General features: G+C 42.8%; 19 protein-coding genes and 1 tRNA gene. 12 read left to right on the top strand and 8 right to left on the bottom strand.

What is annotated here, in order from left to right; translation table 11 throughout:
• A tRNA-Asn gene (locus OU683_RS05740) sits at nucleotides 1–74 on the top strand.
• Between the two features lie 45 nt (nucleotides 75–119).
• Nucleotides 120–407: a GIY-YIG nuclease family protein gene (locus OU683_RS05735; protein ID WP_268136131.1), complete on the top strand. Its 288-nt coding sequence runs from the start codon at nucleotides 120–122 to the stop codon at nucleotides 405–407.
• A 323-nt stretch (nucleotides 408–730) separates the two neighbouring features.
• Here OU683_RS05735 and OU683_RS05730 read toward each other — a convergent pair whose 3' ends face one another.
• Complete coding sequence (locus OU683_RS05730) at nucleotides 731–2,182, bottom strand: bifunctional metallophosphatase/5'-nucleotidase (protein WP_268136129.1); 1,452 nt, start codon at nucleotides 2,180–2,182, stop codon at nucleotides 731–733.
• A gap of 68 nt (nucleotides 2,183–2,250) precedes the next feature.
• A complete protein-coding gene (gene rseP, locus OU683_RS05725; protein WP_268136127.1) occupies nucleotides 2,251–3,618 on the bottom strand; it encodes an RIP metalloprotease RseP in 1,368 nt (455 codons plus the stop codon).
• A 155-nt stretch (nucleotides 3,619–3,773) separates the two neighbouring features.
• Between rseP and OU683_RS05720 the strand changes: the two genes are divergently transcribed.
• The 3 genes from OU683_RS05720 (at nucleotide 3,774) to feoB (ending at nucleotide 6,889) form a co-directional block, all read left to right on the top strand.
• A complete protein-coding gene (locus OU683_RS05720) occupies nucleotides 3,774–4,445 on the top strand; it encodes an SCO family protein (RefSeq protein ID WP_268136125.1) in 672 nt (223 codons plus the stop codon).
• Between the two features lie 111 nt (nucleotides 4,446–4,556).
• A complete protein-coding gene (locus tag OU683_RS05715) occupies nucleotides 4,557–4,787 on the top strand; it encodes a FeoA family protein (RefSeq protein ID WP_228913970.1) in 231 nt (76 codons plus the stop codon).
• A gap of 2 nt (nucleotides 4,788–4,789) precedes the next feature.
• Nucleotides 4,790–6,889, top strand: a complete 2,100-nt coding sequence (feoB, locus tag OU683_RS05710) for a ferrous iron transport protein B (protein WP_268136123.1) — start codon at nucleotides 4,790–4,792, stop codon at nucleotides 6,887–6,889.
• Between the two features lie 159 nt (nucleotides 6,890–7,048).
• Here feoB and OU683_RS05705 read toward each other — a convergent pair whose 3' ends face one another.
• A complete protein-coding gene (locus tag OU683_RS05705; RefSeq protein ID WP_268136121.1) occupies nucleotides 7,049–7,459 on the bottom strand; it encodes a hypothetical protein in 411 nt (136 codons plus the stop codon).
• A 106-nt stretch (nucleotides 7,460–7,565) separates the two neighbouring features.
• On the opposite strand from OU683_RS05705, the gene OU683_RS05700 reads away from it, so the two are divergent.
• Genes OU683_RS05700 through OU683_RS05690 form a run of 3 tightly spaced genes read left to right on the top strand, consistent with a single transcriptional unit; the run spans nucleotide 7,566 to nucleotide 13,475 of the window.
• Entirely contained in the window at nucleotides 7,566–7,952 is a 387-nt protein-coding gene (locus OU683_RS05700) for a hypothetical protein (protein WP_268136119.1), read from the top strand.
• Nucleotides 7,953–8,010: 58 nt separating this feature from the next.
• On the top strand, nucleotides 8,011–12,354 hold the full coding sequence (locus OU683_RS05695; RefSeq protein WP_268136117.1) for a CusA/CzcA family heavy metal efflux RND transporter: 4,344 nt from the start codon (nucleotides 8,011–8,013) through the stop codon (nucleotides 12,352–12,354).
• Nucleotides 12,351–13,475 carry an efflux RND transporter periplasmic adaptor subunit gene (locus OU683_RS05690; RefSeq protein ID WP_268136115.1) on the top strand — a complete coding sequence of 375 codons (1,125 nt, stop codon included), beginning with the start codon at nucleotides 12,351–12,353 and terminating at the stop codon, nucleotides 13,473–13,475. Before OU683_RS05695 ends, OU683_RS05690 begins: the two co-directional genes overlap by 4 nt.
• Here the strand turns inward: OU683_RS05690 and OU683_RS05685 are convergent.
• Together OU683_RS05685 and OU683_RS05680 are read right to left on the bottom strand one after the other, a co-directional pair.
• Entirely contained in the window at nucleotides 13,472–14,293 is an 822-nt protein-coding gene (locus tag OU683_RS05685) for a ZIP family metal transporter (RefSeq protein ID WP_268136113.1), read from the bottom strand. The genes OU683_RS05690 and OU683_RS05685 overlap by 4 nt on opposite strands.
• A complete protein-coding gene (locus OU683_RS05680; protein WP_268136111.1) occupies nucleotides 14,290–14,952 on the bottom strand; it encodes a metal-dependent transcriptional regulator in 663 nt (220 codons plus the stop codon). The genes OU683_RS05685 and OU683_RS05680 overlap by 4 nt, the downstream gene beginning before the upstream one ends.
• 103 nt (nucleotides 14,953–15,055) lie before the next feature.
• Here OU683_RS05680 and OU683_RS05675 point away from each other — a divergent pair, with 103 nt between their 5' ends.
• On the top strand, nucleotides 15,056–17,344 hold the full coding sequence (locus OU683_RS05675) for a TonB-dependent receptor (protein ID WP_268136109.1): 2,289 nt from the start codon (nucleotides 15,056–15,058) through the stop codon (nucleotides 17,342–17,344).
• Between the two features lie 15 nt (nucleotides 17,345–17,359).
• Here OU683_RS05675 and OU683_RS05670 read toward each other — a convergent pair whose 3' ends face one another.
• Entirely contained in the window at nucleotides 17,360–18,088 is a 729-nt protein-coding gene (locus OU683_RS05670) for a TerB family tellurite resistance protein (protein WP_268136107.1), read from the bottom strand.
• Nucleotides 18,089–18,237: 149 nt separating this feature from the next.
• On the opposite strand from OU683_RS05670, the gene OU683_RS05665 reads away from it, so the two are divergent.
• From OU683_RS05665 to OU683_RS05655, 3 genes are all read left to right on the top strand, one after another.
• Nucleotides 18,238–18,648, top strand: a complete 411-nt coding sequence (locus OU683_RS05665) for a BrxA/BrxB family bacilliredoxin (RefSeq protein WP_268136105.1) — start codon at nucleotides 18,238–18,240, stop codon at nucleotides 18,646–18,648.
• Nucleotides 18,649–18,851: 203 nt separating this feature from the next.
• Nucleotides 18,852–19,592, top strand: coding sequence for a lysophospholipid acyltransferase family protein (locus OU683_RS05660; protein WP_268136103.1), 741 nt, complete (start codon nucleotides 18,852–18,854; stop codon nucleotides 19,590–19,592).
• A gap of 26 nt (nucleotides 19,593–19,618) precedes the next feature.
• Nucleotides 19,619–20,287: an HD domain-containing protein gene (locus tag OU683_RS05655; RefSeq protein WP_268136101.1), complete on the top strand. Its 669-nt coding sequence runs from the start codon at nucleotides 19,619–19,621 to the stop codon at nucleotides 20,285–20,287.
• Here the strand turns inward: OU683_RS05655 and OU683_RS05650 are convergent.
• Together OU683_RS05650 and OU683_RS05645 are read right to left on the bottom strand one after the other, a co-directional pair.
• On the bottom strand, nucleotides 20,284–21,357 hold the full coding sequence (locus OU683_RS05650; RefSeq protein WP_268136099.1) for a PA0069 family radical SAM protein: 1,074 nt from the start codon (nucleotides 21,355–21,357) through the stop codon (nucleotides 20,284–20,286). The genes OU683_RS05655 and OU683_RS05650 overlap by 4 nt on opposite strands.
• Nucleotides 21,358–21,399: 42 nt before the next feature.
• Complete coding sequence (locus tag OU683_RS05645; protein ID WP_268136097.1) at nucleotides 21,400–22,182, bottom strand: enoyl-CoA hydratase/isomerase family protein; 783 nt, start codon at nucleotides 22,180–22,182, stop codon at nucleotides 21,400–21,402.
• Nucleotides 22,183–22,184: the final 2 nt, after the last annotated feature.

Here is a 22,184-nt window from a genome sequence, read left to right as displayed (position 1 = left end):
TCCTCCTTAGCTCAGTTGGTTAGAGCATCTGACTGTTAATCAGAGGGTCCTTGGTTCGAGCCCAAGAGGAGGAGCAACAAAGCCCCACATTTTTATGTGGGGCTTTCTGTTTTTAAATTATGGCTACAGTTTATATTCTCCATTCTAAAAAATTGAATAGATTCTATACAGGATATACAAATGATCTTGATGTGAGAATGAATTTTCATTCTATAGCTCATTCCAATAAGTTTACAGGAAAAGCAGATGACTGGATATTGTTTTTACAAATTGAGTGTAAAAATAAAGTCCAGGCTTTAGCTGTTGAGCGCCATATAAAAAGAATGAAAAGTAAAGTTTACATTGAGAACCTAAAAAAATATCCTGAAATGCTTGCGAAGCTAAAGAATACTTATTCTGACTGTTAATCAGAGCCCCGATAGCTATCGGGGTTGGTTCGAGCCCATTGCTTGTCCCGATTCCTATCGGGAAGGAGGAGCTTTATAAAGCCGACCATGTGGTCGGCTTTTTTATTGTCTTATGTTGGGCAGTCCCGATAGCCATCGGGATCGAGGGAAGCCTAAGAGGAGGAGAAACAAGAGGCAGTCGTAAAAGCTATTAAAATGCCATCCTATTAAGGGTAATCTTAATCTAATTATCAGAATCAAAAAGAACCTGAAACAAGTTCAGGTTCTTTTTTTTTATTCTTAGTGCTTGTAATTCCCTCTCAAAAATGCCTTTTTTAAAAGGCTTATATACTTCGGTTACAGCCGGCGTTATCGATAGTAGACTGGTATTGCTCCAGGTAATCTATTAAATACTCGGCTGTAGTTTTATCATAGGTTTTAGTAGGCTGTTGAAAATCCTGCTCATAGACGTGGGACAGGTAATCATTTATGGCCACAGTAATCGCGGTGGCATCGTCCATCATTTTGCCATTGGCTGCAATGAGTTCTACTCTTCCATTCCTGTACTCCATTTTAATCCCTGAATAAGCCAGGGAAGGGGCGTAATCGGCATTAAGGAAAGTTTCTAGCTGCTCAACGGTCATGTTGAAAGAATCCAGCCCATTTTGAAAAGGATCTATGGTGTAAAGATCGAAAGGTGTGATACTTCCATAGTCCAGTCCGGCACGAATTCCGCCGTAGTTTTGAAAAACTAAATCGGCTCCGGTTACTGCACGTATGGCATCGGTATAGAAACAGGCTGTTTCGGGGGTACTGTGATCTCTCAGGGATGTGCCTATTTCCTCAAAGAATTCGGGTTTATTGTTGTACTCAGAAATCAACTTCTCAATTTCCTCATCGGTTTGGGTCACCATATCAAGATCGATGAGCTCATGCCGGTAATCTACAACGTCTCCATTCTCTACCGTTAGACTCAATTTTGTGAGAAGCTTCAGGTTTGATCCTGATTGCACCATGTATCGTCCCGCTACTTTTTGGCTGTACACCGCATGATTATGACCTCCTACTACAAGATCAACAAAATCATGCTGCTCCAGGATCATCTTATCCCCTTCCCTTCCATAATGTGTTAGCGCCACCACAAGGTCGGCTGCCATTACTTCGGGATCATTCCGGTATTTTCCCATAGCGTTTACACCTTCCTTAAATTCCAGGCCCTTAAGTTTCTTTGGGTGAGACAATGGCTTATTATCTGCCGATCCTGTTTCCACAACACTTATAAAGGCTATTTCAAATCCATCTTTTCCAAGAACCACTTTTCCCTGCGGAATGGTAAAGCCTGAACTGCTGCTTTCAATGTTTGCACAAAGAAAAGGAAATTGGGACTGCAACATTCTTTTTTGTAGCACCTCCTGCCCGTAATCGAACTCGTGGTTCCCCAAAGCACTCACATCCATCCCGGCCCTGCCCATTAGATCAACCATGGGAAATCCTTTCTCGGGGTGGTAGTCAACAATGGGATTTCCCGAGAAAATATCCCCGCCAGAGACAAAGAAGACCTGGGATTCAGTTTCTTTTTCGGCATCAATAATTGCCTTTATCCTTCCGAAGTTGTGGATCCTCCCGTGTGGATCATTGATGGAGTAGATGACAATAGTTTCAGTTTGCGGCTCAACTTCAGGCGGCGCAGGATCATCTGCATTATCTGAAGAACAGGAAACCAGAAAAAGGATACCCGCCAAAAATGACATTTTCCGAAGGTATTCCGAAGCAGAGAAAGAGAAATAAGTTTTCATAAAGTTCAAAAAATAAAGGCCGAAAATATCATTTTTCGGCCTTATATAATTTAATTTATTTCAATATTTTATTCAAAGAGCCAGCGGTAGATATCATTTCCGTTCGCAAACAATACCAGTGCAATTAGGATTACGAAACCAACAAGCTGTGCATATTCCATAAATTTTTCATTTGGTGTCCTGCCCGTTACCATTTCGTAAAGGAGGAATACCACGTGCCCCCCGTCAAGCGCCGGAATGGGTAGAATATTCATAAAAGCAAGTATTATGGAGATAAACGCAGTGGTCATCCAGAAGGCCTGCCAGTTCCACGCATCGGGGAAGAGACCTCCTATAGCACCAAAACCACCAACCTGGGTCGCTCCTTTTTTAGTGAAAACATATTTAAACTGCGCCACATAATCATGCAGCGTCCAGTAAGCAAGGTCAAAACCTTTGCTTACACTTTCGGCAAGAGAATATTTTTCACGCTGCACAGAGATGCTGTAAGACTTTGAAATTCCAATTTCTCCTTCAGCATTTGGCGTAACAGAGATCTCTATCATACCATTTTCCAGGATTTTGGCTTTTTGCTCATCCAGCTCTACACTTTGAAATTCTCCATCCCTTCTAAAAATGATGTTTAAGGGCTCTCCTTCATTCTCCTCAATTTCACGGGTAAGTTCATGCCAGTATCCTATCTCGATATCATTTATAGAGATGATAACGTCCCCTTTTTGGAGACCGGCGAGAGCTGCAGGACTACCTGCAACAACAGAATCCAGCACAGGATATTCAATTGGAACAAAAGGCTGCATGACGCCCTCCTGGAACATTTTCGAGCCTATTTCTTCGGGAACAGAAATTGTTTCCTGCTGCCCGTCCTGGTGTTTAACAGTGATATTATTAACATCCCTTAAAAAAAGGTATTTGTTGATATCTATGCTGTTCTTAAGGTCTTCCCCATTCACCTGCAAAACCTGGTCACCATCGCGAAAACCAAATTCCTTGAAGGTGTCGTCTACGGCAAAACCATTGGGCATATCATCTGGTGAAATATAAGGACTTCCCCAGGTGAATACCACCATCATATAAATAACAAATCCTAGAACAATGTTTACGGTAACTCCTCCTACCATCACGATTAATCGTTGCCATGCAGGTTTGCTCCTAAATTCCCAGGGCTTTGGTGCCTGGGCCATTTGCTCCTTGTCCATGCTTTCATCGATCATCCCGGCAATCTTGACGTAACCTCCCAGGGGAAGCCATCCAATTCCATAAACGGTATCTCCTATCTTCTTCTTGAAAAGAGCAAATTTTACGTCAAAAAAGAGGAAAAATTTCTCCACTTTTATTCCGAACATTTTCGCCGGAATAAAGTGCCCAAGTTCGTGAAGAACAATGAGAATGGATAAACTGAGTATTAACTGTAATGCTTTTATAAAAAACGGATCCATACGCGATCTGGCTAAATTAAAATCGCACAAAAGTAACCTTTTAATGGTTCTCAAAAAAGCTTAAAAGGAGAGTAGGTTCAGGAACAAATTTTTTTAAGGTGGTGGGATCTCAAAAATGCCGTTTAGAATCGTAATTTTGTATCCAAATAAATGCTATGCTTAGCTTTTTCGCGAAATATAAGTTCTTCGGAATCTTTCTCTTTGTGCTCTCGGCGATCATCATAACGATCATTTATAACATCCTGAAGCCCGAAGAAAGGCTTCCTGTCTTCCAGCCAAACATGGTGAATAGCGAGCTGGTAGATTCCACCATGCAGGAGGTACGGAAATATCACACCATCAAAGACTTTAAGCTATACAACCAGAACGGCGATACTATCACTCAGAATTTCTATAAAGACAAGATCTATGTAGCCGATTTCTTCTTCACTACTTGCCAAACTATTTGCCCGATCATGACAGATCATATGCTGCAAATCCAGGAGAAGCTAAAGAACGACAAGGACATCCTGTTACTTTCACACACAGTAATACCCAATCATGATAGCGTTCCTGTGCTAAGAAAATATGCCGATGAAAAAGGGGTTAATGATGAAAAGTGGAACCTGGTAACGGGGGATAAAAAGGAGATTTATGAACTGGCGAGAAAATCATATCTAGCAGCAAAATCTGATGGAGATGGTGGTACCTTCGACATGATACATACAGAGAATTTTGTCCTCGTGGACAGGGAAAAGAGGATAAGAGGCTTTTATGATGGTACAGATCCCAAGGCCATTGAAGAACTCATGCACGACATTGAAATCCTTAAAAAAGAAGATCGTTAAGCTGATCTTTATCAGGAAAGCCTTAATAAAAATTTCTTTTGTGGGTGCAAGTTTTTGTAAGTGTATATTTTGCCTTATTTTTGCCTTGTTTAAAATCAATCTAAATAAACATTGACCACTACCATTGCCGATCTTAAAAGGGGCCAGCGAGGCATAATCAAGGAAATTTCAGCAGAGGTAATTCCGCTAAAACTTCTCGAGATGGGATGCCTGCCGGGTAATGAAGTTGAACTGGTACAAACCGCTCCATTCAGGGATCCGCTTTATCTCAATATTAACGGCAGTCACCTGGCAATAAGAAAAGAGACAGCCCTGCAAATTGAAATTGAAATTATTCCCTGACCATGGCCAAACAAATAAATGTTGCATTAATTGGCAATCCTAACACCGGGAAGACTTCTGTTTTCAATCAGCTCACAGGTCTAAACCAGCAGGTAGGAAATTACCCGGGGATCACGGTAGAGAAGAAAGAAGGAGTTTGTAAACTTCCGCGGAATGTTAAAGCTCACATTCTAGACCTTCCCGGCACATATAGTCTTAATGCATCATCTCTTGATGAAAATGTTGTCATTGAGCTACTTCTGAATAAAAATGACAAGGATTACCCAGATGTTGCGGTAGTTGTGAGCGACGTGGAAAACCTGAAACGCAACCTTTTGCTTTTCACCCAGATCAAGGATCTTGAGATCCCTACGATCCTGGTCATCAACATGGCCGACAGGATGAAGCGCAAAGGAATTTCAATTGATGTTCCTGCTCTTGAAAAGCAATTGAAGACAAAAGTAGCTTTGGTAAGTGCAAGGAAAAAAACCGGAATTGATGAGCTAAAAGAGCATATTTTAAATTACCGGCACATTTCTACCGAACCTTGTCTTCACGCATCCAAAATGGATCCCGAATATTTTGGCAGGTTGAGAAATGCCTTTCCTAATCAATCATTATATAAACTTTGGCTGGTAATTACCCAGGACGTGAATTTTGGGAATGTAAACCGGAACAGTGATACTCTTAGAGAAGATTTTGTGACCAAAGATGAGGGAGCTCTTAAGAGGATGCAGCAAAAAGAGACCATCCTGCGATATCAATTTATTAATAATGTCCTTAAAGAGACAATGACGGTAGATGTAAATGCTGCCAGAGGTTTACGTGCTCAAATGGACAGGATCCTCACCCATAAAATTTGGGGTTATGTGATCTTCTTTGCTATTCTGCTTCTTATTTTCCAGGCCATCTATGACTGGTCGAGTTATCCTATGGATTTTATTGATGCCTCTTTTGCAAAGCTTAGTGAGATCACCAGGGATTTTATGCCTCCGGGACCCTTTACAGATCTTATTGCCGAAGGGATCATCCCCGGGCTGGGAGGCATTGTAATATTTATTCCACAGATCGCTTTTCTCTTTTTGTTCATTTCAATCTTAGAAGAAAGTGGTTACATGAGCCGTGTGGTGTTCCTTATGGACAGGACCATGCGCCGCTTTGGCCTTAGTGGAAAAAGTGTTGTGCCACTGGTATCGGGTACTGCCTGTGCTATCCCTGCGGTTATGGCCTCCAGGAACATTGAAGACTGGAAAGAAAGATTGATAACCATCCTTGTAGTTCCTTTTACAACCTGCTCTGCCCGGTTACCGGTATACCTTATCATTATAGCACTTGTAATTCCCGATAAGTCCTTTATGGGATTTAACCTTCAGGGTTTAACGCTCATGCTGTTGTACCTTCTTGGTTTTTCAATGGCCATAGGATCTGCCTGGATACTGCACAAGATCCTTAAGATCAAAAGCAAATCGTATTTCGTTATTGAAATGCCCAATTATAAAGTGCCAATGATTAAAAATGTGGGCATTAATGTAGTGGAGAAGACAAAAGCCTTTGTCCTGGGTGCCGGAAAGATCATCCTTGCGATATCTATAATTTTATGGGTACTGGCCAGTTATGGGCCGGGAGATAACTTTAGCAATGCCCGTGAGATAGTCGAAACCGAGTACAGTGAAACCTACTTGCCCGAAGACGAGATCGATGAACTGGTGGCTTCCTATAAGCTTCAGCATTCGTATATCGGGAATATTGGAAAAGCGATTGAACCGGCTGTAGCTCCATTGGGATATGACTGGAAAATTGGCATAGCCCTTGTAAGTTCTTTTGCAGCAAGAGAAGTTTTTGTGGGTACTTTGGCTACTATTTATAGCGTAGGTAGTGACGAAGAAGAAACTATTAAAGCAAGAATGGCATCGGAGACCAACCATATCCTGGGAGGACCTCTTTTCACCTTTGCTAGTGGAGTAAGTTTGCTGTTGTTTTATGCCTTTGCAATGCAGTGTATGAGTACCCTTGCAATTGTAAAAAGAGAAACTAACACCTGGAAATGGCCTTTATTGCAGTTAGTAACCATGACCGCAATTGCGTATGTGGCTGCGTTGTTAGCGTTTCAAATACTTAAATAAGACTATGGAATTATTTCAGGAAATACTTGTCTTTATCACCTTTGGTTTAGCAGTAGGTTACATGTTTACCAAGTTTATTTATAAGCCCAAATTTATCTTTGGAAGCAAGAAAAAGAGCGGCAAAGCATGTGAAACCAGCTGCGGAAGCTGTCATTGATCTTACTGCGGAAGTACTGCCACAAAACTGAGGCAGTATTCTTCGGGAGCTATTCCCTTTGCCGTTTCCGGATACGGCGTTAAACCCGTGATTTGCATTTGAAGCACTTCAGAAAGCGCCAGCTCTGCACCACCACCCGATATCACCACTTCTTTTTGAAAGTATTCCCCGTTCAATTCAATTCCAAGCAAAACCTTTGCCTCACCGGGCCAGATACATGTTACCTGCTTAGGGCAACGGGAATCTGATATCACACCCATAAATTTTATTTTCGTTTCATCGACAAGGAAATTCTGCCCCACGCCAAGATCTGTGTTTATTCGCACCTGTTCTGCGACTGTGGAATCTATTTCCTGCGCAAAGGAAATGGCAGAAAGTAAAACTGCCGAAAATACACTTATAAATTTCTTCATATCATAAAGACTACAAAAAAAAGTCCCTGTTGCAAATTTCCGGAATTAATCTAATTGATTTCCCCCCGTATTTTTATTGAGCAAATTTCGTAAATTAGAGGTAGTTATGAGGTTTTTCATTTCCATTTCGCTGTCGGTACTGCTCCTGTTTCAATCCTTTAATTTTGGAGCTGCAGATCTATTGTGTTTTGACGAACTGGTGGCACACGCCCGGGTTCATTTCGAAGATTACGGCGATTCCTTTTTTGTATTTCTCACCAAACACTATGGAAGCCAAAAAGAGGATCATTCCGCTTCTCATGAAGGACACGAGAATCTTCCTTTTAGGCCTGACCATTCTCAAACCACAGTAAATTTATTCGTACCGGAATATTTTGAAAGTCCCCAACCAAAAAATCCACTTGTTTCACAACAACAGGTAATCTATTTCCATAACAATAATTACACTTCCCTCAATACTACCAATATTTTTCAGCCACCCAGGCACGCATAATTCCCTCAATTTTTAAAACCGGCTCCCCCCGGCAAAATAAACATTGAAGTTCTGAATTATGTTAACACGAATAATCCGGTTTAGTTTAACCCATAAACTAGTCATTCTTCTGCTTACCCTCGTAATGGTGGGCTACGGGATATATTCCCTTACCCAGATCCCCATTGGCGCGGTACCCGATATTACCAATAACCAGGTGCAGGTGATCACCACCTCGCAAAACCTCTCCACCCAGGATATGGAGCAATTCATTACCGCTCCCATAGAGCTGGAAATGGCCAATCTTCCCGGAGTAGTGGAGATACGCTCAGTCTCAAAATTTGGATTATCTGTTGTCACCATTGTTTTCGAGGATGACATGGGACCTTACCGGCCACGGCAGCTTATTGCGGAAAAGATAGATGCTGCATCACAATCTATTCCCGAAGGTTTCGGTACGCCCGAGATGGGCCCGATCACTACCGGCCTTGGAGAGATCTACCAATACATCCTGGATGTCAAGCCCGGGTATGAGGACAGATACTCTCCTACCGACATTCGAACCATACAAGATTGGATCGTGAGAAGACAGCTCTCGGGAATACCGGGTGTTGTGGAAGTAAACAGCTGGGGCGGAAACCTGAAGCAGTATGAAGTGGCCATAAAAACTGAAAAACTCGCAGCCATGGATATCACTGCTGCCGAGGTTTTCACAGCCCTTGAAAAGAATAATAGTGTGGCAGGAGGCGGGTATATTGAAAAGGAGAATCAGGCATATTTTATTCGGGGAGAAGGTCTGGTTAGTTCCCTGGAGGATATTGAGAATATTGTGGTTAAGAACAGGAACGGGATTCCTGTTTATATAGGTGACATTGCTGAAGTAGGTTTTGGAAGGGCTACGCGCTATGGTGCAATTACAGGAAATGCTGAAGGGGAAAAGGTACTTGGGCAGGTGATGATGCTGAAGGATGCGAATTCTAAAAAAGTGATTGAGGCTGTGCAGGAACGGGTGGCTTCAATTTCTGAAACCCTTCCCGAAGGGATCTACATTAACGGCTTTTTGGACCGTAGCCTGCTTATTGATAAGACCACCTTTACCATTACAGAAAACCTCGTCCTGGGATTTCTCATCGTGATCTTCGTGGTGGTTCTGCTTTTAGGAAATATAAGATCCGGGCTTGTTGTGGGTTCTGTGATCCCTCTTTCTATGCTCTTTGCGCTCTCCATGATGTACACTTTTGGGGTAGATGCCAATCTCATGAGCCTGGGAGCTATAGATTTTGGGATCATCATAGACGGGGCAGTGATCATAGTAGAATTCATTGCTTTCAAGATAAACAAAAAGAGTGATGATTTTGAAGGTCTCCAAAAACAGGAAAGACAGGAATTAAAAAATAAAATCACCCTTACAGGGGCCTCAAAAATGATGAATTCTGCTGTCTTTGGACAATTGATCATCCTCATCGTCTTTATACCTATCCTCTCTTTAACAGGGGTGGAAGGAAAAATGTTCAGGCCTATGGCCCTAACTTTTAGTTTCGCCCTGGTTGGTGCCATGATCCTCTGCTTCACTTATGTACCCGTAGTTTCCTCCATTTTTCTCAAGCCTTCAAAACCAGGACCAAAAAACTGGTCGGTCAGGTTAATGAAATTCCTCAACAATAGTTATGATGCTTCGGTCACCCGGGCGTTAAAGATCAAAAAAGTTGTTCTTGCAATGGCAGTGATCCTGCTGGCGGCCAGTGTTTACCTGTATACTACTATGGGAGGAGAATTTGTACCAACCCTGGATGAAGGGGATTTCGTTATCCAGCCGATTTTAAAGACAGGGACTTCCCTTAGCAAGACTATAGAAATAACTACAGAAATAGAGCGCATCTTGATCGACAATTTCCCTGAAGTAGACCAGGTTGTTTCCCGAATAGGTGCTGCAGAAGTTCCTACAGATCCTATGTCAATGGAAGAAAGCGATGTGATTGTTACCCTTAAACCCAAAAGTGAATGGGTAAGTGCAAACAGTAAGGACGAGCTCGCCGATAAGATAAAGGAAGCGCTGGAAGTTATGCCGGGGATGGAAGTAGAATTCACTCAACCCATCGAAATGAGATTTAATGAACTCATCACCGGGGTAAGGGCAGATATCGCGATAAAAATATTTGGAGAAGATCTCGGAATTTTGAGTAGTAAAGCCGCACAAATAGAAGATCTTATAAGGAACGTAGAAGGTGCTGCCGATATTACCGTAGAAAAAGTTGAAGGCCTACCCCAAATGGCTGTGAACTATAATCGAAGTGAGATCGCCAGGTACGGACTGAACGTTGCCGACATTAACGAAGTTTTAAGTATGGCATTTGGGGGAAAGACCATGGGAAGTTTTTTTGAAGGGGAAAGACGCTTCGACATGGTGGTAAGGCTGGATGAAGAAAACCGGAGGGATATTGCTAACCTACAGAACCTTTATGTGGATCTTCCAGCAGGTGGCAAAATTCCCCTTAGTGAGGTTGCTGATGTATCCTACCAGAAGACCGCCGCCAAAATCTCCCGCGATGAAACCCAAAGGCGAATTGTTGTAGGTATCAATGTAAGAAACCGGGACCTGCAGTCGGTTGTAGATGATGTAAGGGAGATCATCAGTAACAACCTGGATTTACCCCCCGGATACACCGTCTCCTACGGCGGTCAATTTGAAAATCTTCAAAAGGCTTCCAACAGGTTGAAGTATGCAGTACCGGTAGCACTTATTCTTATCTTTTTCATGCTGTACTTTGCCTTTAATTCCATAAAGGAAACCCTCATCATCTATTCGGCTATTCCCCTGGCAGCAGTAGGTGGAGTGTGGTTATTATGGCTGCGGGATATGCCCTTTAGTATTTCGGCCGGGGTTGGTTTTATTGCCCTCTTTGGGATTGCCGTTTTGAACGGAATTGTACTCATCGAACACTTCAATCATTTAAAAAATAATGGAATGGAACATGGAGATGAACTGGTAAGACAAGGGGCTAAAGATCGCCTGCGGGCCGTACTGCTTACAGCCTCTGCCGCAGCTTTGGGATTTCTTCCCATGGCGGTTTCTACCAATGCAGGAGCAGAAGTTCAGAGACCGCTGGCCACAGTGGTCATTGGCGGTCTGGTCACGGCAACTTTCCTCACCTTGATTGTGCTGCCAATTCTATACTCTATTTTTGGAAAAAGCGACAAAAAACCCTCTCACAAAACGAAGAAAGGTAAAAATAAAAAACTCCTCTTCATCCTGCTACTTTTCTCTATTCCGGCCGTGGCGCAGGAGAAAAGCTTTAGCTATGACGAGCTCCTCTCACTGGCAATGGAGAACAACGTGGGGCTTAAAGCTGCCGCATTAAAGGTGGAACAGGCTCAAGCATTAAAAGGTGCTGCTTTTAGTTTTAATAAAACTGATCTATACTACAGCCGGAATAATGTCGAATTCCTGTCCAATGGGGAGCCGCTGAAAATGTTTGGAGTAGATCAAAGCCTGGATTTTCCCACCTTCTATTTTGCGCAGTTAAAGCGGTATAAGGAAAGTACAAAGTTTGAAAAGCTCAATTATGAAATAGTCAGAAAAACCCTGGAACAGGAACTCGCTTTGAGTTATCTGGAATATCAATATTCACAGGAAAAGAGAAAAACCTTGTATGTGATCGACACCCTATACAGCAACTTCTCCCATGCCGCCACGCGAAGGTTTGAACTGGGAGAAACCAATTACCTGGAAAAGATCACTGCCCAGGCCCGGCAACGGGAACTTGAGCTGGAGCTCAAGAAGGCCGAAGCTGAAGTAAGCCTTGCCTACACCAACATTATGCAGCTTGTGCAGGCAGAGGAAGAGTTGAGGATTGCACAGGCTCCATTTGAAAAAATGGAGATCACCAGGATGAGTGTAGATCAACATGTGCTAAAGCAACTTTATGAGCAACGGATTTCCCTCGCCAGGGCCGAAAATTTAGTGGAAAAGCAGCGCCTCCTGCCGGAAATTACCTTCAGCTACTTTCGCGGATTAAATGAAGATGTAAATGATCATCTTTCGGGATACCAGGCGGGACTTCGCATTCCTATTCTCTTCAGCGGAAATGCTGCCAGGATAAAAGCCTCAAAAATAGCAACAGAAATTGCTGCTGAAGAAGCCCTGCAAAACGAGCGGCTACTCGAAACAAAATACCTTCAGCTTATGACACAGTTGGAGAAACATGAGGAGGCTCTTTCCTACTATCAACAGGAAGGAAATGCACTTTCAGAAGAAATTTTAAGAACCGCAAATTTTGGCTATCAAAACGGGGAGATAGATTTCTTCCAGTACATTCTAAGCCTTGAGAACGCTTACAGAATAAGGTTGTCATTTCTCGACACCCTGTATACCTACAATCAAACCGTGATTGCCATTAATCAACTAATGATCCTAGAACCATGAAAAGTATTAAATATTTACCCTTTTTGACAGTGTTACTCCTGGCTTCATGTAAATCTGAACCCGATGTGGCCAAAGCCGAAATGAATGAGGACCGGGAGGGAATTGTCATCACCAAAGAACAGTTTGAACATAACCGGATGGAACTCGGGGAACTAACGGAAAAAGATTTTCCGGAGATCATTCGGGTAAATGGGAAGATCGATGTCCCACCCGAAAACAGGGCGCAAATCAATGTTTTTGAAGGGGGTTACGTGAAGCGGGCACCTCTGCTGGAAGGAAACAGCGTGCAACGGGGGCAGCTTTTACTTAGTCTTGAGAATCCAAAATATATTGAGCTCCAGCAGGAATACCTGGAGCTGGCGGGGCAACTCGATTTCCTGAAGGCTGAATATGAAAGGCAGCAAATAATGCTCGATGAAAACATCACTTCAAAGAAGAACTTCCTAAGAGTGGAAAGCGAATACAAAAGTGGGTTGGCGCGTTACAATGGCCTGCGGAAAAAGCTTCAGATGTTGAATATCGATCCACAGGAAGTGGAAGCAGGAAAAGTTACTTCAGAAATAAATGTTTATTCCCCTATTAGCGGCACTGTGGACAGGGTGAATGTTACAAAAGGGATGTTTGTGGAGCCGACCCATAATATTATGGAAATCGTGAACACAGATCATCTTCACCTCGAACTAAATGCTTTTGAAAAGGATCTCATGAAGATCAAAGTAGGACAAAAAATTAACTTTAGCCTGCCCCAGGAGCCCTCAAAAAATTATGAGGCAGAGATATGGCTGGTGGGAAAAAGCATTGATGAAGATCGTATGGCGGGGGTTCATGCTCATCTTGAAGACAGTCTTAAAAGCAAATTCGCAGTAGGAATGTTTGTGGAAGCCAGGATCATTACCCACAGCAAACTACTTCCCGCCCTTCCCGAAGCTGCAATTGTAGAAGTCGATAATGCTCATCATGTGCTGGTTTTGGAAAATACGAACGGGGATGAATATATTTTCACCCGTGTCCAGGTGAAGCCACAAGCAACTTATAACGGGTTTACGGCAGTTGAAGATCCCGAAGCTTTAAAAGGAAAACAGATCCTGACCAAAGGAGCATTTAACCTTATAGGCAGCTAGCTGAGTCCTACATCCAGGGTCATCATGACCATAAAACCACCGATAAAGCCCATAGTGGCAATATCGGTAAAACGATCCTGTTGCGCCTCGGGAATAACCTCTTCGACAACAACGAAGATCATGGCACCTGCGGCAAAGCACAGCGCATAAGGTAAAATAGGTTCAAAGGTCATCACTGCCCATGCTCCCAGAACAGCAGCAACAGGCTCAACAATGGCTGAAAGCTGTCCATAGTTCCAGCTTTTCCAGCGGCTCATCCCCTGCCCCCGCAATGGCATGGCTACCGCAAAACCTTCAGGGAAGTTTTGCAACCCGATACCCATAGCCAAAGCGACAGCTCCGCCAATACTGGCACCTTCCAGCCCCATTGCAGCTCCTCCAAAAAGAACCCCAATGGCAAGACCTTCTGGAATGTTGTGCAGCGTAATAGCCAAAGTAAGCAGAACAGATTTATGCCAGGGAGTTTTCACTCCTTCCTTATCGGCCATTTTAAAGTTTACATGTAAATGTGGTAGCACCTTATCAAGGCCAAAAATGAACAAAGCTCCCAGTCCAAATCCTACCACGGCAGGTATAACTTTTACAAACCCTTCTCCTTTACTCATTTCAATCCCGGGCGCCAGTAAGCTCCAGAAACTTGCAGCCACCATTACTCCACCGGTAAAACCCAGCATCCCGTCAAACAAGGCCCGGTTCATTTTTTTGAAAAGAAAAACCAGCGAAGCACCCAAGGCAGTTAGTCCCCAGGTAAATAAAGTGGCCAGGAAGGCCGCCATTACGGGATCGATGCTCTCAAAATATGCTATTATATCATTCATGACTCAATGGGTTTTACAAATAGGTTCTTTGAAATTGTCTTCGAAATGCGCAGATCTTTATCATTGATCTTGATCAAAAGGGATTCATCATATTCTTCCCGCTGCACTATTTTTATAGCTTTTCCAAGGGTGATCTCATTTTTATCAAGGTACCTTAGAAATTCTGTAGAAGAATCTTTCACTCCTACGCAAATTCCCGCCTGGCCCTCCTCAAGATCGGCCAGTAACATTTTGTTGGAGATCCTAAAATTACCATCGCCATCGGGAATAGGATCTCCGTGCGGATCTCTTTTTGGATGCCCCAGAAACTTATCCAGCTCATCAGTTAATTTTTCAGATTTTATGTGCTCCAGTTGTTCTGCGATATCATGTACCTCATCCCAGGAGAAGTTTAGTTTTTCCACCAGGAAGACTTCCCAAAGACGATGCTTTCGAATAACTTCAATAGCGGTTCTTTTCCCCTTTTCACTCAAGTGCACTCCCTGATATTTTCTGTATTTCACCAGGTCTTTTTCAGAGAGTTTCTTCACCATATCGGTAACCGAAGATGCTTTGGTCTCCATTTCTTCGGCCAGGGCATTGGTACTAACGCCCCCGGCATATTTCCTTTCTAAATGGAAAATGGCCTTAAGATAATTTTCTTCGGAAAGACTAAACATAAAATTATTTCATTTTTACATGCCAAAAATACATTTTTAAAAATTCATAAACAATTTTTAGACTTATCTAAAATTACTTTATAGCTTTGATGAAATTATTGTTTTGAAGTTATTACTCAGCTTATTAATATTTCTTTCAGTTCAAATTGGCCTGGCGCAAACCGCTAAGGTTTCCGGTGAGGTCACTGCCAACGGCACTCCGGTTCCTTTTGTCAACATTTACCTTGAAGGCACGAAAATAGGTACGACCACAAATGAGCAGGGTAAATATTACCTTGAGGCTCCCCTGGGGCACCATGAAATAATACTTAAGGCTATAGGCTATAAGACATTGAGAAACCACCTGGATATTTTAGTTCCTGAGGATCAAAGTATGGACTTCTCCCTACAGGAGGACATTACAGGGCTTGACCAGGTGGTAATTTCTGCCAGCCGCACAGGACAACTTCGACATACCGCCCCGGTAATTGTTTCAGTCACCTCTTCAAAAGATTTTAAAGCCACACAGTCCATAAGTCTTAGTGAAGGTTTGAATTTCCAACCCGGCCTGCGTATGGAAACCAATTGCCAGAATTGTGGTTTTTCGCAGGTACGCATGAACGGTCTTGATGGTGCTTATTCACAGATCCTAATTGACAGCAGGCCCATCTTTAGCGCCCTTAATGGTGTATATGGCCTGGATCAAATTCCCGCTAATTCTATTGAAAGGATTGAAGTTGTGCGAGGTGGGGGTTCTGCCCTCTATGGGTCAAATGCCATTGCAGGTACAATTAATATCATTACAAAAGTTCCTACCGAAGATTATTTTGAGGTAGCAGGAAACATAGCGGCTACCAGTCGCGAGGCCAGTGATAAGGCTATTACAGTAAATGGAACTATTTTGTCTAACGATTATAATTCCGGGTTAAATGTCTACGGAATGTTTAGGGACCGAGATCCTTATGACCACAATAACGACGGGTTTACTGAAATTACAGAGGTAGAAAATAAAACCTTCGGCTTTAAGTCATTTCTCAAACCCAATGACCGCAGTGAAATAAGCTTTGATTTCCACACTATCCATGAATTTCGTCGTGGTGGAAATAAGCTGCATCTTCAACCTTTTGAAGCCGATATTACCGAACAGATCGAAAGTGAAGTAATTGGAGGTGGTCTAACTTACGAAGCCTTCTCAAGAAATAAGAATTTTCGCTACTCTGTATACGGAACAGCCCAGTTATCAAAAAATGACAATTTCTATGGCGGAAAAGGCAAAACTTTAGAAGAGAGTATCAAAGGTTATGGGAACTCGCTTGACAACACATATCTGTTGGGAACCCAATTCTCCTTCGATCAGGAAAATTTCCTTGGCTCAACCGCAACTTTTACAGCCGGGAGTGAGTTCAGGAACAATTTAATGAGAGACCGCAAACCCGGTTATAATGCTAAGATCGACCAGAACCTTAACATACTTGGTCTTTATGCCCAACAGGAATGGCAGACTACAAAAAAATTAAAAATTCTGGGAGGATTACGTGCAGACCTTCATAATGCGGCCGAAGAAAATGTTGTTTTAAATCCGCGTTTTAATGTGCTATATGCGGCAAGCGAACAATTGCAATTCCGCACCAGCTATGCAAAAGGTTTCAGGGCGCCGCAGGTCTTCACAGAGGATATTCATGCGAGGATAGCTGCAGGAGAAGTAAGTCTTGTACAATTTTCAGATGATCTGGAGTCAGAAACCTCACATAGCTATCTGGCTTCCGCAGAATGGAGCAAAAGTACCTTGGACCAAAATTACCGTTTCACCTTCGAAACATTTTACACCAGGCTGGAAAAACCTTTTGTCCTGGAACGTATTTCTGAAACGATTTTTGAAAAAAGAAACGGGGAGGGAGCCGATGTCTACGGGATGAACCTGGATGTGGTTTTCGCACCCAATCAGGACTGGATCCTGCAATTGGGAGGAACCCTGCAAAAGGCAAAATATGACGTTCCTGTACAATTCAGCGATGACCCGGAAGTATCTCTCCAAAACGCCCGAAATTTCTTCAAGTCACCCAATATCTACGGAAATTTCATCCTTACCTGGGCTCCGGTAAAAAACTGGCAGAATAATCTTTCCGGCGTTTACACCGGCAGCATGTATGTACCACACCTGGCGGGATACATTGAAAAGGACCGCCTCGAAAAAACGAGAAGTTTTATGGAAGTAAACTTTAAAACCGCCTATATTTTTGAATTGGCCAAAAGTTTTGAGCTGGAATTCAATCTGGGGGTTCAGAATTTATTTGATCAATACCAGGAAGATTTTGACATGGGTGTAGACCGGGATGCCAATTATGTCTATGGTCCCTCCAGACCGAGAACATTGTTCGTTGGATTAAAATTCGGTAATAAATTGCTTCAGTAGAAAAATTCAGGAATCTTAAAAACCTCTTTCCTTCTGAATCTGTTCATAAGCTTCCTGGACTCTTCGAAACTTTTCTTCAGCCCCTTTGCGGTAAGCTTCATCCATATGCTGAAGTTTGTCGGGATGGTATTTCTTGGCCATTTCGCGGTATGCTTTTTTAACTTCGGCATCGGTCGCAGACTTGTCGATTTCCAGGATCTTATAGGAATTATCTGTAGTCTTGAAGAACATGGCGTAAAGACTCTCAAAATCCTTTGACCCAATGCGCAGGTACCCCGCGATTTGCCGAATTTTCCCCGCTTCGGCCTGGCTTACTCTTCCATCGGCATTGGCAATACTAAACAAGAAGTGAACTATTTGCAGCCGGGCCGCATATTGAGTGCGGGCAACCAGGAACTGGGCAATTCTTCTCTCGTCAAGTTCACGACTTTTTACAACATCATTAAAAGTGCGAAAAACAGCATTTGCACGTTCCTTTCCATAGGCCTGCACAAAATAGTTACGCACGTAATCCATCTCCTGCTGACTCACCTGTCCATCGGCTTTAATAACAATAGCCGAAAGCGTTAACAGGTGAAGTTCGAAATCCCCCGGAGTGACACGCTCTTCTTCAGAAAAAATATTAAATCCTCCCCTACGGGAGGAAATAAGAGAATCAATAATACTTCCTATAATAAATCCAAGGATAGCTCCACGGAAACCATAAAACATAAAGCCGACAAAAGCGGCAAACCATTTGATCATTCTGGTACTTTTGGGCTGCAAAGATAGTATTTTACAACGGCTTTTCTTCTGAATGAGGAGCCACTCAGGGGTTTAACTTTCCAAAATTTATGCTCTTAGTTTAATTTGGTATCTTTGCATCTTTAGTTCTAACAATAAAAAATTGATATATGTATCCACCGGAATTAGTGAAGCCAATGCGCGAAGATCTTACCAGCATTGGGTTTGAAGAATTACATACAGTAGAGAAAGTTGATGAGGCAATTGCCAGAAAAGGTACTACCCTGGTAGTGGTAAACTCTGTATGCGGTTGTGCCGCTGCCAATGCCCGTCCTGCAGCCAGAATGTCTTTACAGAATACTAAAAGACCCGACCACCTGGTAACGGTTTTCGCCGGAGTAGATAAAGAAGCAACAGATAAGGCCCGTGATTATATGGTACCTTTTCCTCCATCTTCTCCATCCATGGCTCTTTTTAGAGACGGGGAGTTGGTACACATGCTGGAAAGACATCACATAGAAGGACGTCCTGCAGAGGTTATTGCCGATAATCTTACTGAAGCTTACAACGAGTTTTGCTAAAAATGCTGGCGTAAAAGGCCATTTTTAAAAATTTAAGCTGTCAAAAATTTCTTTTTTGACAGCTTTTTTTGTTTTAACCAGCCAACAACAACCTGTCTCAACCGGTGCTCCTACACAAAAAAATATATACATTGATGGCTTAATTAGATTTTGCACGTCATGAATTAAATGCAGAAATTGCAGCCCGTTACAAGCAAGAAAGAATGAAAAAACTAAAAAAGATCCTCTCCTATCCCATTTCAGTAATATTTTTCTTTTTCTTTTTTCTTACCCTGCTGGTCTTTCATCCTATCCAGTGGATCTCCCTTAAATTAGGTGGTTACGAAAGCCATAAGAAAAGTGTCGATGCTATGAATTTCTTTCTTCTGCGTTGCCTCAATCTTTTAGGCACAAGTTTTACTATAGAAAATCCTCACAACCTGCCCACTAACAGATCCTGCATTTTCGTCTCGAATCACCAGGGTACTTATGATATTCCGCCCATCATCTGGCACTTTAGAAAGCACCACCCAAAGTTTGTAAGCAAAAAAGAGTTAGGAAAAGGGATACCAAGTATTTCATATAATTTAAGACACGGCGGGAATTTACTTATTGATCGAAAAAAGGGACGGGAATCCATGATTGCGTTGAGCAAATTTGCAGATTACCTCAAAGAGAATAAACGCTCTGCCGTCATTTTTCCTGAAGGAACACGCAGCCGTACGGGCGCACCCAAGAAATTTGCCGTAAAGGGATTGCAGTTGCTAATTGAAAAAATGCCCGAAGCTTTGGTTGTTCCCATAACCATCAATAACAGCTGGAAACTTTTTCGCTACGGAAACTTCCCAATGGGAATTGGAGTTCATTTCATGTTGAAGGTACATGAACCAATTGCAGCAAATTCCATGGTTTCCGATGCACTTGTAGCCCAGGTAGAACGCACAATAACAGCCGATATAATTTAGGCCTTAATACGACATTTTAGAGACCTATGGACCAAAACAAGATCGTTGCAGACGCTGTTGAATTTGTAAAGCATAAATTACAGGACGCCGAAGGAGGCCACGACTGGTTCCACATTGAAAGGGTTTACAACAACGCACGTGCAATCGCCGCAGGTGAAAAAGTTGATCTCTTTGTGGTAGAACTGGGAGCGCTGCTTCACGATATTGCCGATTACAAATTTCATGGTGGAGATGAATCTTTAGGCCCTGAGATAGCAAGAAACTTTCTACAGGAAAAAGAGGTTCCCGAAGACATCATTGTACATGTAGAGAACATCATAAACTGGATCTCTTTTAAAGGAGGAAATGAGCAACAGCAATTCAATTCCCCCGAGCTGCAGGTAGTGCAGGACGCCGACAGACTAGATGCTTTGGGAGCAATTGGCATTGCCCGAACTTTTAACTATGGTGGCTTTAAAGGAAGAGCCATTTTTGATCCAGCTATTCCCCCTAACATGAACATGAGCAAGGAGGAATACAAGAAATCCACAGCGCCTACCATAAATCATTTTTATGAAAAGCTTTTTCTTTTAAAGGACCGAATGAATACAGAATCGGGAAAAAAGCTGGCCGAAGAGCGCCACGATTTTATGGTTAAATATTTAGATCAGTTTTTTCGGGAGTGGGGACTTCCCTCTCACCAATGGGATTTTTAGAAGAGTTTCATTTGTCCATCTTTGTATTGCTCATGCAATTCGCGGTTCAGCGCCGGGCGCTCCCGATCTTTTAGATATAGTTTTCGTGCAATTGCAAATTGCTGTGCAACCTGATCGGAAATATTTCCATCTCCTTTCATGCGGGTACCAAAGCGGCTGTCGTTGAGATTTCCGCCGTGACATTCGGCGATTTGGTGCAGGACTTTTTCTGCCCTGTCTGGCATTGCTTTCCTGATCCATTCAGAAAAAACCTCCCCAATAGCACCATTAAGTCTTACCACAGTATACCCTACTCCACAGGCTCCCCTTTCTGAGATCTCTTTGACCAAAGGCAGAATCTCATGGCTGTTGATGGAAGGAATAATTGGTGCCATCATTACACTAACGGGTATATCCCTGGAAGCCAGCAACCCGACCGTTTCCAGGCGCTTCTTTATACTGGCCGTTCGGGGTTCCAGTAATTGTCTCGTTTTTTCATCTAAAGAGGTAATGGAAAGATTTACCCTTACAAGGTTATCTTTTGCAAGTTCCTGCAGAATATCAACATCCCGTTGAATCAAAGCATTTTTGGTGATAATCCCAACAGGGTGTTTATATTTTAGAAAGACCTGAAGTAATCTCCTGGTGATCTCCAGTTTCCGCTCAATAGGTTGGTAGCAATCTGTGTTCCCCGAAAGTACAATAGGGGCAGCTCTCCAGCTTTTACTGCGGAGTTTTTGCTCAAGCAATTCAACTGCATTTCTTTTTACCAGGATCTTCTGCTCAAAATCAAGACCTGCCCCATAACCCCAATACTCATGTGAATTCCTGGCGTAACAGTAAACACATCCATGCTCACATCCCTGGTAAGGATTAAGAGAATATTCCATCCCCACATCGGGGCTGGTCACTTTATTTACAATAGTCTTGGGAAATGTATCTATCAAAGTAGTTTGTGAAGTGGTTGCCTCCTCACCTTCGGCCGCACAATAGTTGAGAAAATCATCTCTCAATTCATAAGACAGGGCATCAAACCTGTTCTTGACCTGGTGCTGCGCTCCCCTTCCTTTGATATAATCGTTCCTCTCCATAGGAACAAAAATAGGATATTTTCCTTTTATATGGAAATTTTCCTATTTCCCCGGGAAATTCGCCTTTCGTTTATTCAGGAATGCAGAAGTGCCTTCTTTAAAATCTTCGGTTCCAAAAGAGCTTCCAAACTCGTCGATCTCCACTTCAAACCCGTTCACTCCATCCTCGTAATTAGCATTAACAGCTTTGATTGCCGCAGCAACCGCTATCATGGAATTCTTCATGATTTTACCGGCAAGCTTTTCCGCCAGGGGAATTAACTCCTCAGGAGTGGTCACATGATTTACCAGGTGGTAATCGAGTGCTTCTTTGGCATCGATCATTCCGGCAGTCATGATCATTTCCATTGCCTTTCCTTTACCTACCAGTTGTGGTAATCTTTGGGTACCTCCATAACCTGGGATCACTCCCAGGGAAACTTCGGGTAGCCCCATCCTGGCATTGTCACTGGCAATTCTAAAATGTGCAGCCATGGCAAGTTCGAGTCCGCCACCTAGCGCAAATCCGTTGACTGCTGCGATTACCGGCTTTGGAAAATTGGCCACTACATCAAACAGCTTTTCCTGACCTTCGGCAGCAAGTCGCCTCCCTTCTTCGGCTGAAAAATCTGCAAATTCACTAATATCGGCTCCTGCCACAAAGGCTTTTTCTCCACTTCCGGAGAGGATCACCACTTTGATATCATGATCTTCACGGGCAGATTCAAATGCTTCGTTAAGTTCGGCAATGGTAGCTTTGTTTAGAGCATTAAGTTTATTTGGCCTGTTGATCGTTATGTAACCAATGTTTTCGTTCTCTTCGAACAGGATATTTTCGAAATTCATGT

Source organism: Salinimicrobium sp. TH3, assembly GCF_026676115.1.
Classification (GTDB): Bacteria; Bacteroidota; Bacteroidia; order Flavobacteriales; family Flavobacteriaceae; genus Salinimicrobium.
Note: the sequence above shows the minus strand (reverse complement) of the source record. Positions and strands in the feature narration are given on the sequence as shown.